The sequence below is a fragment of the Pontixanthobacter sp. genome (assembly GCF_049682855.1).
GTDB lineage: Bacteria > Pseudomonadota > Alphaproteobacteria > Sphingomonadales > Sphingomonadaceae > Pontixanthobacter.
Genome location: NZ_JBAUIK010000006.1, coordinates 1 through 15,932, shown reverse-complemented (window position 1 = coordinate 15,932; position 15,932 = coordinate 1). Strand labels below are relative to the sequence as shown.

The window sequence follows — 15,932 nt, the reverse complement described above, 5'->3', positions numbered from 1 at the left end:
TGGGAGAAAAGCCGTGCCGATGTGGAAAAGCCCCGCTGCGCCGCTTGTGAGCGCGACTGGCGTTTCCTACGCCGGACAATTATCCGTAATAAGGCGTAGCTATGACTCGGCCGCTCATCTCCCCCTCGATCCTGTCTGCTGATTTTGCTCGGCTGGGGGAAGAAGTGCGGGCCATTGACACTGCGGGTGCGGACTGGATTCACGTGGATGTGATGGACGGGCATTATGTTCCCAACATTACAATCGGCCCCGATGTGGTGAAGGCGCTGCGCCCGCACACTGAAAAAATTTTTGACGTGCATCTGATGATCAGCCCGGTGGACGCGTATCTGGAGCAGTTCGCTCAGGCGGGCGCAGATATTATCACCGTCCATCCAGAAGCGGGCGTGCATACCCACCGAACGGTTCAAGCGATCAAGAATCTGGGCAAGAAAGCGGGTGTTTCGCTCAATCCCGGAACGCCTGAGTCCACGCTTGAGTATTTGATCGATGATGTGGATCTGGTGCTGGTGATGAGCGTCAATCCCGGCTTTGGCGGGCAGAGCTTTATTACCAGCCAATTGCGCAAGATCGAGGCGATCCGCGCCATGATCGACCGCACTGGCCGCGACATTCATCTGGAGGTCGATGGCGGCGTCAATGCAGAAACTGCGCGCCAATGCGTTGCGGCAGGGGCAGACGTGCTGGTCGCCGGATCCGCCACATTCAAGGGCGGCCCCGATTACTATGCCGCCAATATTGCTGCATTAAAAGGCGCCCTGTGATGGTGGATGTCTCCTCCCGCACTATCGACACAGACACCGGCCGCGAACCGATCGATAGTGGCGGGGATGGCCGGGCCATTCCTCTCAACGGCGAAACGGCTGACGATCTGGTTGTTGCCGACAGTGCCGACAGGGCCGACAGCGCCGGGCAAACCGCCAAGCGCGAAACGCTCGCACCGGGCCGTGCACTGGCAATTGCCGATTTTTCGGCGCCGTCCATCGGTGCGGGTGACAAGCTGATCCGGTTGGCATACCGGCTCGGCGTTCCGGCATCGACTTTGACTGCGCCGTTTTCCAAACCGGCCCGGCCGCGCCTGCTGGCGACGGTCAATTCACCGCTTCCCGGTGACCGGGCGGCTGGTGTCGCTCTTCGGGCCGGGCATTTTCTGGTGCACGGCGTCAAGGCGCCAATTGCGCAGATGGACTTTTCTTCCAAGGCCCGTCTGACACCGCCCTTTGAGCGCGTTATTCACGGCTTCTCATGGCTGCGTGACCTCTCTACTTCAGCGACGAGGGAGCAGTGCGCTCAGACAGCCGAACGGGTCATGGCGGAGTGGCTGAAAAACAACCTCAAACCGGGCACGGGCTTGCCGTGGAATGTTGAACTGGTCGGCCATCGCCTGCTGAACTGGCTGGTGCATGCACCGCTGATCCTGTCGGGGAAAAAGCCGGAGCAGCGAACGCGCACGATCGAGGCGATTGCCGAAACGGCGCGCTGGCTCGACCGGAATGTCAGCAGAGCGCATGACGGGCTTGGTGAGGTTGCCGGCTGGTGCGCGATAACCGCAGCAGGGCTGTTGCTGCCTGATGGCCACCCGCGGCGATTATTTGGTGAAGCGGGGCTCGTTCGCGCGCTGGGTGATCTCGTCGCGGATGATGGCGGCGTATTATCGCGCAGTCCGCTTGCGCAGATGGATGCGATTGCGCTGCTGATTGATGTATCCGCCTGTTACCGTGCGCGCGATATGGATCCGCCGCAGGCGTTCGGCACGATGCTCGATCTGCTGGTCCCGCCGCTGCTGACGTTGGTGCATTCCGATGGGGGGCTCGGAAACTGGCAGGGTTCAGGGGCGGTGCGGGCAAGCCGCATTGCCGCGTTGATTGATGCCAGTGCTGTCCGCACCCGTCCGCTCAAAAATGTCCGTCAATGGGGCTATCAGCGGGTTGCCGGCAACAAAACGACATTGCAGTTCGACGCTGCCCCGCCGCCATTGTCGCGTCATGCGCGGTCGGGCTGTGCGTCGACACTGGCGTTCGAATTATGTGCGCAGGGGCAGCGCATAGTGGTCAATTGCGGAGGTTCGGCACTCGCTGGCGGACAGGTTCCGGCACGGATCGAACAGGGGCTGCGTGCCACGGCGGCGCATTCCACGCTGACTTTGGAAGATGCCAATTCCACTGCTGTCCACATCAATGGTAAATTGGGCGCAGGTGTGGGCGAAGTAGAGGTGGACCGCAAGGTTCTAAGGCTCGGCCAGGGCATGGCGACCCGGATTGCTGCCAGCCATGACGGCTATGCTGCGCGGTTTGGCCTCACGCACCGGCGCATCCTGATTATGCGTGAAGATGGCAGTGAATTGCGCGGCGAAGATTTGCTGATCCCCGCAGGAAAAAAGGGTAAAACCGGGAAAGTGGGTTTTGCCATTCGTTTCCATATCGGGCCGGGAATTGAGCTGGGCCTGTCGGAAGACAAGAAGGGTGCGGGCCTCGCTTTGCCCGACGGCACATATTGGCAATTTCGCCTTGCCGCCACCGATGGCGGCGGCAGTCTGTCGATTGAGGAAAGCATGTGGGTTGATGGCGGCGGGCGTCCCCAGCCAATCCAGCAACTGGTTATTCAAGGCATGACATCGCGCGGCGGAGGAAGTTTCTCCTGGCTGTTCAAGAAAATGGGATAGGTTTTCGATGAGTAATATACCCATCAAACGGGCTCTGCTGTCAGTGTCCGACAAAAGCGGTTTGGCGGAATTGGGCCGGTTACTCGCTGCGCGCGGGGTCGAACTTGTTTCGACGGGCGGTACGGCGAAGGCGCTGCGCGATGCGGGTCTTGAAGTGAAAGACGTTTCCGATCTCACCGGCTTTCCCGAAATGATGGATGGGCGAGTGAAAACGCTGCATCCGATGGTGCATGGCGGATTGCTGGCGGTGCGCGATAACCCGGAACATGTCGCTGCGATGGAACAGCAGGCGATTGGCGCAATCGATCTGGTCGTGGTCAATCTATATCCGTTTGAGGCAACTGTTATGCGCGGTGCCGAGCGGCCCGATATTATCGAGAATATCGATATTGGCGGGCCCAGCATGGTGCGCTCTGCAGCAAAGAACCATGCCTTCGTGACGATTGTGACTGATCCCGCTGATTACGCGGGGTTGGCGAGTGAACTGGATAGCCAAGATGGCGCAACATCACTGGATTTCCGAAAGAAAATGGCGGCCAAAGCATTTGGCGCAACGGCCGCTTACGATGCAATGATCAGCCAGTGGTTCGCCTTTGCCGATCAGGGCCAGTTGTTTCCCGATATGCTGGCGATCAATGGCGCTGCCCCTACCGAGCTTCGCTATGGCGAAAACCCGCATCAGAAGGCGGCGCTTTACACACCGGTAGGCCCACATGCGCGCGGGATCGCACAGGCAGAACAAGTTCAGGGCAAAGACCTGTCTTACAACAATTACAACGATGCCGATGCCGCTTTGGAGTTATGTGCCGAATTTGCGGGCGGTGACCCTGCGGTTGTCATCGTCAAACACGCCAACCCCTGCGGTGTCGCCCAGCGCGGCAGTTTGCTGGAAGCGTGGGAAGAGGCGCTGGCGTGCGACAGCGTATCGGCCTTTGGCGGGATCGTTGCGGTCAACGCACCGCTCGACGGCGTAACGGCAGAGGCGATCTGCCAGATATTTACCGAAGTCGTGATCGCGCCCGCTGTCAGCGATGAAGCACGCGCCGCCTTTGCAAAAAAGAAAAACCTGCGACTGCTGGTAACGGGCGATCTGCCCGATCCGCGCCGGGGCGGCCTGTCGGTCAAACCCATCACCGGCGGCCTGCTGGTCCAGTCGCGCGATAATGGCGCAATCGGTAAAGCTGACCTCACAGTGGTAACCAGGCGCGAGCCGACAGAGCAGGAATTGAAAGACTGCCTGTTTGCCTGGACCATTGCCCGCCACGTGAAATCGAATGCCATCGTCTATGCAAAGGACAGCGTAACCGCAGGCATTGGTGCGGGGCAAATGAACCGCCGCGACAGCTCTCGCATTGCCGCCATGAAGGCGTCGGAAGCTGCCGAGAAATATGGCTGGGGTGCGTCGCGTGCGGTTGGCAGTTCTGTCGCCTCGGACGCTTTCTTCCCTTTCGCCGATGGTTTGCTGGCGGCAGCAGAAGCGGGCGCGACGGCGATCATCCAGCCCGGCGGTTCCATGCGCGATGATGAGGTTATCAAAGCGGCCGATGACGCGGGTCTGGCAATGGTCTTTACCGGAATGCGTCATTTCCGGCATTGATAACGCTGAGCGTTAATATTTGTGGCAGCCTGAAACCTTTCAGCGCGCCCCGACGTATATTCATATGACAACAGAGCGTTCACGCAGCGGACAGTCGCCGCGGGTATAGGCGTTTTGCAGTGATTATGATGGTAAGTTGAAACGCTATGCGCTTTTTGAAATCGGACCTCTCCCGCAATTTCGCGATCGGCTTTATCGTGGGCGGGTTGATTGTCGCGTTCCAGATCAGCCCCGATTTGGGCGCCGATATTATTCCGCAAGCCCTGGCGGGAGTGATCCGGTGAGGCGTCTTCTGTTGGCCGGTCTGGTCCCGCTGGCCGTCGCCTCGGCCATCGCGATCCCGTCTTACAGCCAGCCAGCTGCCGCTTTGGAACGGCCGGTGGCTGCTCCTACGCCAAACCGGTTTGCAAATGAAGGCAGCGGTCTGCAAACCGCCGTCTTTGCGGGTGGATGTTTCTGGGGCGTGGAAGCGGTATTCAGCCACGTGAATGGCGTGAAAAGCGCGGTTTCCGGATATCACGGAGGCAATGCAGCGACGGCGACATATGAACGGACGAATACCGGCGTGACCGGCCATGCCGAAGCAGTGCGGGTGGTCTATGATCCCAAAATCGTCCGGTATGACCAACTATTGCAGATATTTTTCTCGGTCACCGCCGATCCGACATTGCGCAATCGCCAGGGGCCCGATCGCGGCAGCCAGTACCGCGCCGCACTGGTCCCGATGAACGCGGAGCAACGCAGGGTGGCTGCTGCCTATCTCAAACAGATGCAGGCTTCGGGCAAATGGAGCAGTCCGATTGTCACCGAGATTGAGAGCTACAGAAAGTTCTACGATGCAGAGGACTATCACCAGGATTTCATGGTGAAGAACCCGCGTCACCGGTATATTCTGCGCTGGGACAAGCCCAAAATTGCCGCGTTGAAACAGATGTACCCATCGCATTATCGCAGCACTTTTGTGCGCAACTAGGCCTTCCTGGCGCGAGCGAGTAGAAACGGCGCGGAACTGTCGCTATATCAGCCGCATGGGCAAGCAGAAACATTTTCATCAAGAGCATTCCGGCGACGGACTGATCGATGCCGCGCGCGAATCGCTGGTTCAATCAGGCGAGCAATGGACCAATATGCGGGCTGATGTGTTTAGTGAACTGGCACAGCATGACCGGCCAGCCTCTGCCTATGACATTGCCGATAATCTGTCCGCCAAACGCGGCAAACGGGTTGCGCCCAACAGCGTGTACCGGATCCTCGATCTGTTCGTGAGCAACAATCTGGCGCTGCGCGTGGAAAGCTCCAACGCCTATCTCGCCAACAGCCATCCCGGCTGCACGCATGACTGCATTTTTCTGGTCTGCGATGATTGCGGAGAGGCGACGCATATCGACAGCGATGATGTAAGCCGAACCGTACGCAGCATCGCCGAAGAGGCCAGTTTTGCCGCGCGGCGACCGATTATCGAAATCAGGGGCATTTGCACGCAGTGTAAGTAGGCCGCATGCGTACCGGCTCGATCAGAACGCCCGCCGGGTAGGCCGATCGGTCCGCCGCGCAACAGACTGAATCGACAAGCCGGTTCTGTCAGGCTACCACATATACATGTCTGTTACACCTGATACACCGTTACTCGATACGGTTGATACACCCGCTGACCTCCGCACTCTCAAGCCGGAGCAATTGCGCCAGCTTTCTGATGAATTACGCAGCGAGATGATTTCGGCGGTCGGTTCTACCGGAGGGCATCTGGGGTCAGGCCTGGGTGTGGTGGAATTGACCGTGGCCATCCATTACGTGTTCAATACGCCCGATGACCGGCTGATCTGGGACGTGGGTCATCAGGCCTATCCGCATAAAATCCTGACCGGACGGCGGGACCGGATTCGCACTCTGCGTCAAGGCGGGGGGTTGAGCGGTTTCACCAAACGCAGCGAAAGCGAATATGACCCGTTTGGTGCTGCGCATTCCTCCACTTCGATTTCGGCGGGCCTCGGCTTTGCGGTCGCCAACAAGCTGAATGATCAACCCGGCAAAGGCATCGCGGTGATCGGGGACGGCGCGATGAGCGCGGGCATGGCCTATGAAGCGATGAACAATGCCGAACAGGCCGGCAACCGTCTGGTCGTGATCCTGAATGATAATGACATGTCGATTGCGCCGCCGGTTGGGGGTTTGAGTGCCTATCTTGCGCGAATGGTGTCGAGCAGCGAATATATGGGTCTGCGCAGCCTGGCGTCCAAGGCGATGGCGAAATTATCGCGCCGTATGCACAAGGCCGTCGGCAAAGCGGAAAGCCATACGCGCGGCATGGTAACTGGCGGCACTTTATTTGAAGAGCTCGGCTTTTATTATGTCGGCCCGATCGATGGTCACAATCTCGATCATCTGATCCCAGTGCTGGAAAATGTCCGCGACGCGGAGGAAGGCCCCGTCCTGATCCATGTCGTTACGACAAAGGGTAAGGGTTATGAACCGGCAGAAAGCAGCGCGGATAAATATCACGGTGTTGCCAAATTCGATGTCATTACCGGCGTGCAGAAAAAATCATCCGGCGGCCCGCCCAATTATCAGAACGTATTTGGCGAAACGCTGGCCAAACTGGCGGAAACCGATAGACGGATTTGCGCGATAACCGCCGCGATGCCATCGGGCACAGGCGTCGACAAATTTGCTCAGGCGCATCCTGACCGCGCGTTTGATGTCGGTATTGCAGAGCAGCACGGCGTGACTTTTGCAGCGGGCCTTGCGGCGCAAGGCATGCGGCCATTTGCGGCGATTTACTCGACTTTCCTCCAGCGCGCTTATGACCAGATCGTGCATGACGTTGCGATCCAGAATCTGCCGGTTCGCTTTGCCATTGACCGCGCTGGTCTGGTGGGCGCCGATGGCGCGACCCATGCGGGCTCATTCGACGTTACCTATCTCGCGACGCTCCCCAATTTTGTGGTGATGGCCGCGGCGGATGAGGCGGAGCTGGTCCATATGACCTATACCGCCGCTGAATATGATGACGGGCCAATCGCGCTGCGTTATCCGCGCGGTGCCGGTACCGGCGTGCCGCTGCCGGAAACACCGCAAAAGCTGGCGATTGGCAAGGGGCGGATTATCCGCGAAGGGTCCAAAGTGGCGCTGCTGTCGCTCGGCACACGGCTGGCGGAAAGCCTGAAAGCGGCTGATGAGCTGGAGGCGAAGGGCCTTTCGACCACGGTTGCCGATCTACGGTTCGCCAAGCCGCTCGACACCGAAATGATCGAGAAACTGATGCGCACGCATGAGGTTGTGATCACGGTTGAGGAGGCCGCGATCGGCGGGCTGGGCGCGCATGTGCTGACATTTGCCAGCGACAATGGACTGACCGATGCGGGCCTCAAAATCCGCACTTTGCGTTTGCCCGATATGTTCCAGGATCAGGACGCGCCGGATAGGCAATATGACGAAGCCGGGCTTAACGCGCCGCATATTGTCGATGCGGTTTTGAAAGCACTGCGTCACAACAGCGCCGATGAAAGCGAGCGCGTGGAAGAGGTTCGGGCTTAAAGCTGCTTTTGATCATGCACCGGCTGACCGGTTTTGTATTATTTTGCGGCATTATCTATGCCGGTATCACCGCGATCCTCTATGCGCAGCAGACACGGCTGATTTATCCGTCGCCCGATATTGTTTCGCCGCTGCCCGATGGTTTCGAAGAGGTTTTTCTGCAGACGGCGGACGGTTTGGAATTGCGGTCCTTTTATCGCCGCGCCGGGGCGGGCCAACCAACTGTAGTATATTTTCATGGCAATGGCGGCACGCTTTACGGCAGCGTGGTGGCAACCGAGCAAGTGGCGGCGCTGGGTTACGGGTTGTTGCTGGTCGAATATCGCGGATATGGGGGCAATGCGGGCACGCCCTGCGAACAGGGCTTTTATGCTGATGGACGGGCCGCTTTGGCTTTTCTGACCGGGCAGGATATAGCGAAAGGCCAGATTATTGTGATGGGTAATTCCATCGGCACCGGTACGGCTGTCCAACTCGCGACAGAGATTTCGCCCAAAGCTCTGGTTCTGTCAGCGCCCTTTACCAGCCTGCCCGATGCAGCGTCCGAAGTGCTGTGGTGGTTGCCGGTCCGCCCGCTCATCCGGGATACATATGATAACGCAAGCAAGATTGGGCAAATTACCGCGCCCACTTTGATTGTGCATGGATCGAACGATACGCTGATACCCTATCAGCACGGCGAAGCCCTTGCCGAAGCGGGCCCCGCAGCAGAATTTATCTTGTTTGACGCAGAAGGTCATGATCTGATCTTCACCCCCGCCGTCCAAGCCGCGCAGGCCGCGTGGCTGGCGGCGCTATAGTGATATAAGCGGCCGCCATGCCTTACCTGTTCACGGAGTATTCCGATGCCCTTACTTTCAATCACCCATAGCGGCCATGCCACCACTATAACGCTGGACCGGCCCGATAGTATGAATGCGCTGGGCATTGATGGGGACGGGGCCGAGTTCGAGGCTGCGTGTCATGCGGTGAATGCCGATCCGAATGTCCGGTGCGTGATCCTGACCGGAGCGGGGCGCGCCTTTTCCGCAGGCGGGGATGTCAAAGCGATGAAAGAGCGGACCGGCAATTTCGGCGGGGCGCCGATTGACGTTGCCAATGGCTACCGGACCAATATCCACCGTATCCTGCGATCCTTATACGCTCTGCAAGTACCGGTGATCGCGGCTGTCAACGGGCCGGCCATCGGCCTCGGCTGTGATCTGGCCTGCCTCGCAGATATCCGGATCGCGTCAGATCGGGCGAAGTTTGGCGTCACTTTCCTGAAGCTGGGCATTATTCCCGGCGATGGCGGCGCGTGGATATTGCCGCGTATTATCGGGGAAGCGCGCGCTGCGGAATTGTTATATACCGGCGACGTGATTGATGCCGCCACGGCGGAAAAATGGGGCTTGGTCAGCCGGGTCGTACCAGCCGATAATCTAATGCATGATGCGGCAGCGATGGCGGGCAAAATCGCCGCCATGCCGCCGCATGCTTTACGCCAAACCAAAAACCTGCTCCGTCAGGGACGCTCGATGTCCTATGACAGTGCTTTGGAACTGGCTGCCAACACGCAGGCGTTAATGCACCATACCAGGGATCATGTGGAAGGCATTGATGCGCTGCTGGAAAAACGCCCGGCTATCTTCACGGGGGAGTAGACATCCGCCTCTTATTTTATCGGCATGGCATGCCAATTACCAATCATAGGCTTTGGGTAAGTCGCTTTGGTCAAGGTCTCTATACCGATCACGCAGACGGGTCTGATGGTTGGTCAGCGGCTGTTCCACCCCGTCAATAAACACCCGTGTCGGCGCGCTGAAAACTTCCAGCGGATCGCCGTTCCAGATAACCACATCGCCCGCCGCACCATTGGCCAGCACACCGTAGCGCCCGGCAAATCCGGATATGGCGGCGGGTACCGACGTAATGCTTGCCATCGCTTCACCCCATGTCAGCCCTGAGGCGCGCGGCAATTTTGACAATGCAACCAGATTGCCGGCAAATTGCGGGGCTGTGCGCGGGCCGGTAATGCCGCCCGATAATCCGCCCAGTGCGACAGTAACGCCCGCATCAACCATCCGGCCGACATTGCTTTGCGTGGCGGCCAGTTGTTCAAATTGCGCAGGCAGATTATCGAGCGGATCGGCGATCACCGGTACTCCCGCTGCGGCAATAGCGCCCGCCACCATCCAGCCCTCGCTTACCCCGACCAGCACCATATCAAGCGCCGGATAGGTTTGCTTGAGCGCAAGAACAGAACGGATGTCGGCTGCGCGCTCGACATGGATATAGAGTTTTTGGGATCCGTCGATGACGCTGACCAACGCTGCCGCATCGGCGCGTGTCAGTAATGCGTCTTCGCCAGCCCAATTACCATTGGCATAGGCTTTTGCTTCGTGAAGCGAATTGGCAAATTCCGCATAGGCCGCCACGCGGCTACCGCCCGCCAGACGGGCGCCCGCTTCGCCGAGCAAAACAAGCTGGAAGGATTTTGCCTCCATCACTGCATCAGTATCTGCGCCCAGATCGATGGCGGCGCCCTGTCCGGCAAAAATGGATCCGCTTGGCCCCATCGCGATTGTGGCGCGCGTCACGCCCCCCGCACGGCTGACCGATATGTGCTGCGAGGCGTAGTTCACCGCGGTAGACGCATCAAGCGCAGCATTGAACCGGCTATTACCAGCGCGTATGTCGTTGCTTTCGCTGACCGCGCCGACATCCCACAGGCCCAAATTGGTCAGCGGCATGAAAATACCGGGCGAGACCCACTGCCCGCGTGCATCGATTACAGTGCCGCCAGCCGGGGATTGTGGCGCGTTGCCAGCTGGCCCTGCAAATATCACAGTGCCGCTGTCGATGATGACCGTGCCGTTTTCAATCGGCGCGCTGCCATCACCAATGGCCAGAGTGGCATTTGTAATTACGATATCCTGTGCAGACGCCAAAGCAGGGAATGCGAAGGCGGCCAAGGCCGCGCTGAGTGCAAGCCGCGCCATCATTTCACATCCCCTTCACCGGGCTGGCCGAGTTCGAAATCGCTCACCGGACGGCGTTTCGGGTCATTCGCGTCATACATCAACGCGCCATCGACCCACACTTTCTCTGGCCGCGAATACACGCTCAGAGGGTCGCCGTTCCACAGCACGATATCGGCCATTTTGCCGGTTTCCAAGCTGCCGGTCATGGCATCTATGCCCATTGCTTTCGCAGCATTGAGCGTGATCCATGAAATCACATCGGCATCGGCAATATCGATGCCCATCCGCGCCCCCGCAGCCTGCGCCTTGGCCGCTTCCTGATTGAGCCGCTGAATGCCGTTTTCATCATCGGAATGGATCACAACGCAGGCACCGGCCTGCTGGATCAGCGCGGCGTTTTCAGGAATGCCGTCATAGCTTTCCATTTTGAAGCCGTACCAGTCCGCCCATACGGCAGAGCAGACCTGGTTTTCCTTCAGCAGATCGCCGATTTTATAGCTTTCCACGGCATGGTGGAAAGTGCTGACGGTATAGCCGAACTCCTTGGCCATATCCATGACCAGCGCCATCTCGTCAGCGCGGTAACAGTGGTTGTGAATCAGGATGTCACCTGCCAGGACCCCGGCCAGCGTGTCCTTGCCCAGATCGCGGTTTTTGCGATCACCCTCGGCATATTGCTGTGCATCGATCCAGGTCTGGCGATTGACCGCGAAATTGCCCATGCGGGTGGACGGCATCCGGCCGCGATTGCCGTAAACCCGTTTGGGATTCTCTCCGCAGGCCATTTTCATGCCGTAAGGGGCACCGGGAAATTTCATGCCCTGCACGGTCCGGCTGGGGACATTTTTAAGGGTGACGGTACGCCCGCCCATCAGGTTTGCAGAGCCGGGCAGGATTTGCAGGCTGGTAATCCCGCCATTGGCGATCGCACGGGTAAAGCCGGGGTCCTGCGGCCAGATTGAATGTTCCGCCCACACATCGGGCGTGGTCGGACTGGTCGCTTCGTTACCGTCATCATGGGCATCGACTGACGGGGTGGGATAATCGCCCAGATGGCTGTGGATATCGATGATCCCCGGCGTCACGAATTTGCCGCTGCCGTCAATCCGCATGTAGCCCGCAGGAACCGCCAGGCTGGCATCGCCAATCGCCACCACTTTGCCGTTTTCAAACAGCACCGTGCCAGTGTCTATCTGCCCGCCCGCACCATCAAAGACGGTCGCGCCGATCAACGCCGTTGGCGCACCGGGATAGGCGGAATAGGTGGAGGCATAGGGCTCTTCTGCCGGTGCAGACGATGTCGCCGACGCCCGTGTCCCCGCGCTGGCGGGCGAAGAACCCGCATTGGCAGAACACGCAGCGAGCGCCGCCGCGCCCCCCAATATGGTTATGGCACGGTAGCGCATCATTTTATTCTCCAACCGTCTTCATTCGTTGCCGCTGATCTGCCCGATCATGCCCTAGTCGCTGGACGGGTGCCGCCCTCTTGCGCTTCAAGGCCGGCAGCTGCCTGACCTTCGAGAGAGTCGTCCTGCAGCGTATCAAGATGCATCAGCTTCTTGATCAGCGGGCTGATGACCATAACAGCGACACCGATGCCAACCGCATAAAGGCCGACTGTCCCGTAGACATCGAGGACTACTTCTTTTCCTGAAACGTCGCCGATTCCTTCTGCGCCAGTTGCAGCCGCGATCATGCCAGCAGCAAAATTCCCAGTCGCGGAGGCAAAGAACCAAGTACCCATAATCAAGGATGCCATGTGCGCTGGTGCGAGTCGGTTCATTGCAGATAGTCCAACCGGCGACAGACAAAGTTCGCCAGTCGTGTGCAGTAGGTAAATGAGGAATATAAAGATGACCGGTGTCGGTACATCTATTCCTACGCTGCTGGCACCCCATACAAGGACCAGAAAGCCTAATCCCACTTGGATCACAGCCAGACCGAACTTCATTGGAGTCGATGGGTCTAAACCACGCTGCCCCAGCCAAGTCCAAAGTGTGGCAAAGACTGGAGCGAGCAGAATGATATAGATTGCGTTGATTGATTGGAACGTGGAGGCTGGAACACCGCCTCTATCCACATGGCGATCAGTAAACAGGTTCAGTGAGGAGCCTGCTTGTTCAAACAAAGCCCAAAATACGATTGAGGTTACGATCAGGAACATGGCGGCAAATATTCGATCTCGATCATCATTGCGATAGCTTATGAACTGCTGAAAAATCACCGCAATTATTAGTCCCGCGCCGATCATTGGGACTGCCATTGAAAGCAAAAGCAATTCAGGCATGAACAGCGCCATTATTACACCGAAGACCGACAACACGATGCCCAATATGAAAAGCATCAATGGCAGCTCTGGCCCGTTGGAGAAAGATCCATAGGGCAGCTTAAACATGGCGATCGCCAGGACGTATAGCACCAATAATACTCCAAAGCCTCCTAGCAAAAGTCCGACCGCATCTTGGTACTGGATAAGGAACCAGCAAACAGCGACCAAGCCAATGCCAATAGCATACATCCACCATTCGATCGAAACACCAAGTTTCTTAGTTTTCAGCGCTTCAGGGTTGGATGGCTCGCCACGGCCCAGCAAAAGACCTTTGCCCAGAGTAAAGACCACCAATCCGGCCAGCATACCAATTCCAGCAAGGCCAAAGCCATACGCCCAGCCGTAGGTCTCTCCTATGTATCCACACAGCAAGGAACCCAGAGCAGCGCCTAGGTTTATGCCCATGTAGAATATAGTATAAGCACCATCGCGGCGAATATCGGTGCGCGGGTAGAGCTGGCCAACCATTACTGAAATATTGGCTTTCAAAAAGCCTGATCCAACGATGATCAGAGCTAAGGCTAACCAGAAAATATAAATGACTGGATTGTCTGAATTTCCAGCGGCGGGCTCTCCCTCAAACGCCATAAAGAAGTGCCCAAGTGTCAATAGAACCGCACCAAAGACAACTGCCTTCCTTTGACCCAAAACTTTGTCGGCCATGTAGCCGCCGACTACAGGGGTAATGTAGACTAGTGCGGTGTAAGCGCCGTAGATGATGCCAGCATCACTATCGGAAAATAGCCAGTGTTTGGTAAGATAGAAAATCAACAAAGCCCGCATGCCGTAGTAGGAAAAACGCTCCCACATTTCGGCAAAGAACAAAACGAACAGCCCTTTCGGGTGCCCTAGAATAGTTCCGGCAGAATTTCCGTCCGGCAAAGCTTGTGCTGACATAATTATTTGATCCCCCTCATGGGCGCAATATTTGTTGCCCCTCCTCCCGTCAGAAGGGCCGAATGGCGGCACAGTAGCGGCTGATTTTGGCATGTGAAGCGATTGTTTCGCCTGGCTGGGCGGTTTTATCGTCTGATGCGGGGAACTTGACGCGGCGTGGTGTATTATGGCACTGATGCACCCATGCAAGGACCATCATCATGAGCCAGCAAACCAGGCCTGTCTATCTGAAGCTGCGTGATCAGATTGCGGCGGCGATTATCGAAGGCGAATATGCCGAAGGCGCCATGCTGCCCTCGGTACGCGCCTTTGCCGCGGCGCAAGGGGCCAACCCGCTGACTGTGGCGAAAGCCTATCAACAATTCCAGTCTGACGGGTTGGTGGAGGTTCAGCGCGGCGTCGGTATGTATGTGGTGAAAGGCGCAGCCGAAGCTTTGCGCGCCAGCGAGCGGGCCCTGTTCCTGCGTGAGGAATGGCCGCAAATCCGCGAACGTATGCGCCGACTGGGTATTCCGGCGCGCGAATTGCTCGATCCGGTATAATGCTGGCCCCGCCTTGCCGGTAAACACGTTATTTTCGTCAAACTTGGTTTCCCGCGATTGCGCCAACGCGCGCTCTCTGCCATTGTAAAATTTGCAACGCTGCATTCGAAAAAACGCGCAGGTTCCATTTGCGGTGCTATTACGCGGCATATGGTATGGTGCCGGGTGGCACGGTGCGGGGGCACTTGATTAACCGAGGAGAATGTAATGATCCGGTCTGAATTGTTACAGGCATTGGCCAAAGACAACCCTGACCTTCGGGCAGAGGAAATAGAACAAGTTGTCGATATTTTCTTCGACGAAATTACCAAGCGTCTCGCCGAAGGCGGGCGCGTGGAATTGCGCGGGTTTGGGGCGTTTTCAACACGGGAGAGGGACGCCCGCACGGGCCGCAATCCGCGGACCGGTGAAACAGTGCACGTCCCGTCCAAGCGTGTGCCATATTTCAAACCGGGCAAGGAAATGCGCGAGCGGCTCAACCGCTAAAGCCGCACGCAGCAGCATATGGCCGCCTCACGGTGAATATTTCAGCCAGACAATTGGCCTTTTCTATTTGGATCGCTAGGGGAGTGGCGCGCAGCCGCGAATACGGTGATCGGCTGCAGCGTGCGGGTGTGGCGGAATGGTAGACGCCGGGGACTTAAAATCCCCTGATCTTTGATCGTGCTGGTTCGAGTCCAGTCACCCGTACCACATATTCTCTTAAATATCTAACTTCCATAGATTAAAAACTACTTAGGAAACTGGCCCACCTTTTAGACCATCTTCAAAGCCGCGCTTACCTTAACCAGTTGTTCGACCAAAGGCCGAACCCAACCCCCACAACTTAGCAGTGGCCCATAAGGATCAGGCGATACGCCGGTAGCACACTAAACCTTATTGACAAAAGCGAATCCCGAGGGCGCTTCGTTCTGATTCAAGATTGCTTTTTAGGGAGCAGTTATGGATCGCGGAGATTTAAAGGGCGCAGCGTGGGAGTTGATCGGGCCGTTCCTTCCGTCTGAGCGGGGCCGGTGGGCGCGGCCAGCGGGCAACTATCCGCGCTTTCTTGACGGTATGCTCCACGTGCTGCGCGTCGGCTGCCCCTGGCGCGACATGCACGAGCGGTATGGCAAGTGGAACTCGGTCTATGTCCGGTTCCGGCGCTGGGCCGAACAGGGTGTCTGGGATGCGCTGCTGCAAACGCTGGTCGATCTGGGTCTGACGGATGACTGGCAGCACATGATCGACAGCACTTCGGTTTGCGGCCATGTCTCGGCGGCGGGCGGAAAAGGGGGCTTGTGCGAATGCTCTTGGTCGATCACGCGGCGGCTTTACGAGCAAAATCCCAAATACGTTATGGGCCCGCTGCGACAATCAAGGACTGCCTCTCGGCTTCATCCTGACCGGCGGCGAGGCCTCCGATTAC

General features: G+C 57.8%; 14 protein-coding genes, 1 tRNA gene and 1 pseudogene. 13 read left to right on the top strand and 3 right to left on the bottom strand.

The annotated features are described in order from the left end of the window. The first annotated feature begins 101 nt into the window (after nucleotides 1–101). The 9 genes from rpe to WA922_RS02760 all read left to right on the top strand — a co-directional run bounded on the left by rpe (nucleotide 102) and on the right by WA922_RS02760 (nucleotide 9,436). Nucleotides 102–764, top strand: a complete 663-nt coding sequence (gene rpe / locus WA922_RS02800) for a ribulose-phosphate 3-epimerase (RefSeq protein WP_424770155.1) — start codon at nucleotides 102–104, stop codon at nucleotides 762–764. Continuing rightward, nucleotides 764–2,662, top strand: coding sequence for a heparinase II/III family protein (locus tag WA922_RS02795; protein WP_424770154.1), 1,899 nt, complete (start codon nucleotides 764–766; stop codon nucleotides 2,660–2,662). Before rpe ends, WA922_RS02795 begins: the two co-directional genes overlap by 1 nt. Nucleotides 2,663–2,669: 7 nt before the next feature. After that, nucleotides 2,670–4,259, top strand: coding sequence for a bifunctional phosphoribosylaminoimidazolecarboxamide formyltransferase/IMP cyclohydrolase (gene purH / locus WA922_RS02790; RefSeq protein WP_424770153.1), 1,590 nt, complete (start codon nucleotides 2,670–2,672; stop codon nucleotides 4,257–4,259). 146 nt (nucleotides 4,260–4,405) lie between these two features. Next, nucleotides 4,406–4,543, top strand: a complete 138-nt coding sequence (locus WA922_RS02785) for a hypothetical protein (RefSeq protein WP_424770152.1) — start codon at nucleotides 4,406–4,408, stop codon at nucleotides 4,541–4,543. After that, entirely contained in the window at nucleotides 4,540–5,232 is a 693-nt protein-coding gene (gene msrA, locus WA922_RS02780; RefSeq protein ID WP_424770151.1) for a peptide-methionine (S)-S-oxide reductase MsrA, read from the top strand. Before WA922_RS02785 ends, msrA begins: the two co-directional genes overlap by 4 nt. 55 nt (nucleotides 5,233–5,287) lie before the next feature. Beyond that, nucleotides 5,288–5,752 carry a Fur family transcriptional regulator gene (locus WA922_RS02775; protein ID WP_424770150.1) on the top strand — a complete coding sequence of 155 codons (465 nt, stop codon included), beginning with the start codon at nucleotides 5,288–5,290 and terminating at the stop codon, nucleotides 5,750–5,752. A 106-nt stretch (nucleotides 5,753–5,858) separates the two neighbouring features. Further along, complete coding sequence (gene dxs / locus WA922_RS02770) at nucleotides 5,859–7,793, top strand: 1-deoxy-D-xylulose-5-phosphate synthase (protein ID WP_424770149.1); 1,935 nt, start codon at nucleotides 5,859–5,861, stop codon at nucleotides 7,791–7,793. A 14-nt stretch (nucleotides 7,794–7,807) separates the two neighbouring features. Next, the gene (locus WA922_RS02765) at nucleotides 7,808–8,593 is read left to right on the top strand and encodes an alpha/beta hydrolase (protein WP_424770148.1); all 786 of its coding nucleotides are present in this window, start codon (nucleotides 7,808–7,810) and stop codon (nucleotides 8,591–8,593) included. 45 nt (nucleotides 8,594–8,638) lie between these two features. Continuing rightward, complete coding sequence (locus tag WA922_RS02760; protein WP_424770147.1) at nucleotides 8,639–9,436, top strand: crotonase/enoyl-CoA hydratase family protein; 798 nt, start codon at nucleotides 8,639–8,641, stop codon at nucleotides 9,434–9,436. A gap of 36 nt (nucleotides 9,437–9,472) precedes the next feature. Here the strand turns inward: WA922_RS02760 and WA922_RS02755 are convergent, their stop codons facing one another. The 3 genes from WA922_RS02755 to WA922_RS02745 are packed head-to-tail and all read right to left on the bottom strand — an operon-like array spanning nucleotide 9,473 to nucleotide 13,982. After that, complete coding sequence (locus WA922_RS02755) at nucleotides 9,473–10,777, bottom strand: amidohydrolase (protein WP_424770146.1); 1,305 nt, start codon at nucleotides 10,775–10,777, stop codon at nucleotides 9,473–9,475. Further along, entirely contained in the window at nucleotides 10,774–12,165 is a 1,392-nt protein-coding gene (locus WA922_RS02750; protein WP_424770145.1) for an amidohydrolase, read from the bottom strand. Before WA922_RS02750 ends, WA922_RS02755 begins: the two co-directional genes overlap by 4 nt. Before the next feature lie 44 nt (nucleotides 12,166–12,209). After that, nucleotides 12,210–13,982, bottom strand: a complete 1,773-nt coding sequence (locus WA922_RS02745; RefSeq protein WP_424770144.1) for a peptide MFS transporter — start codon at nucleotides 13,980–13,982, stop codon at nucleotides 12,210–12,212. Between the two features lie 200 nt (nucleotides 13,983–14,182). Here WA922_RS02745 and WA922_RS02740 point away from each other — a divergent pair, with 200 nt between their 5' ends. The 4 genes and pseudogenes from WA922_RS02740 to WA922_RS02725 form a co-directional block, all read left to right on the top strand. Next, nucleotides 14,183–14,524, top strand: coding sequence for a GntR family transcriptional regulator (locus tag WA922_RS02740; RefSeq protein WP_424770143.1), 342 nt, complete (start codon nucleotides 14,183–14,185; stop codon nucleotides 14,522–14,524). 207 nt (nucleotides 14,525–14,731) lie between these two features. Next, nucleotides 14,732–15,010, top strand: coding sequence for an integration host factor subunit beta (locus WA922_RS02735; RefSeq protein WP_424770142.1), 279 nt, complete (start codon nucleotides 14,732–14,734; stop codon nucleotides 15,008–15,010). Between the two features lie 122 nt (nucleotides 15,011–15,132). Further along, nucleotides 15,133–15,217: transfer RNA gene (locus WA922_RS02730), tRNA-Leu, on the top strand. A gap of 249 nt (nucleotides 15,218–15,466) precedes the next feature. After that, nucleotides 15,467–15,932 (top strand): annotated as a pseudogene (locus WA922_RS02725) (IS5 family transposase); the annotation flags it as partial.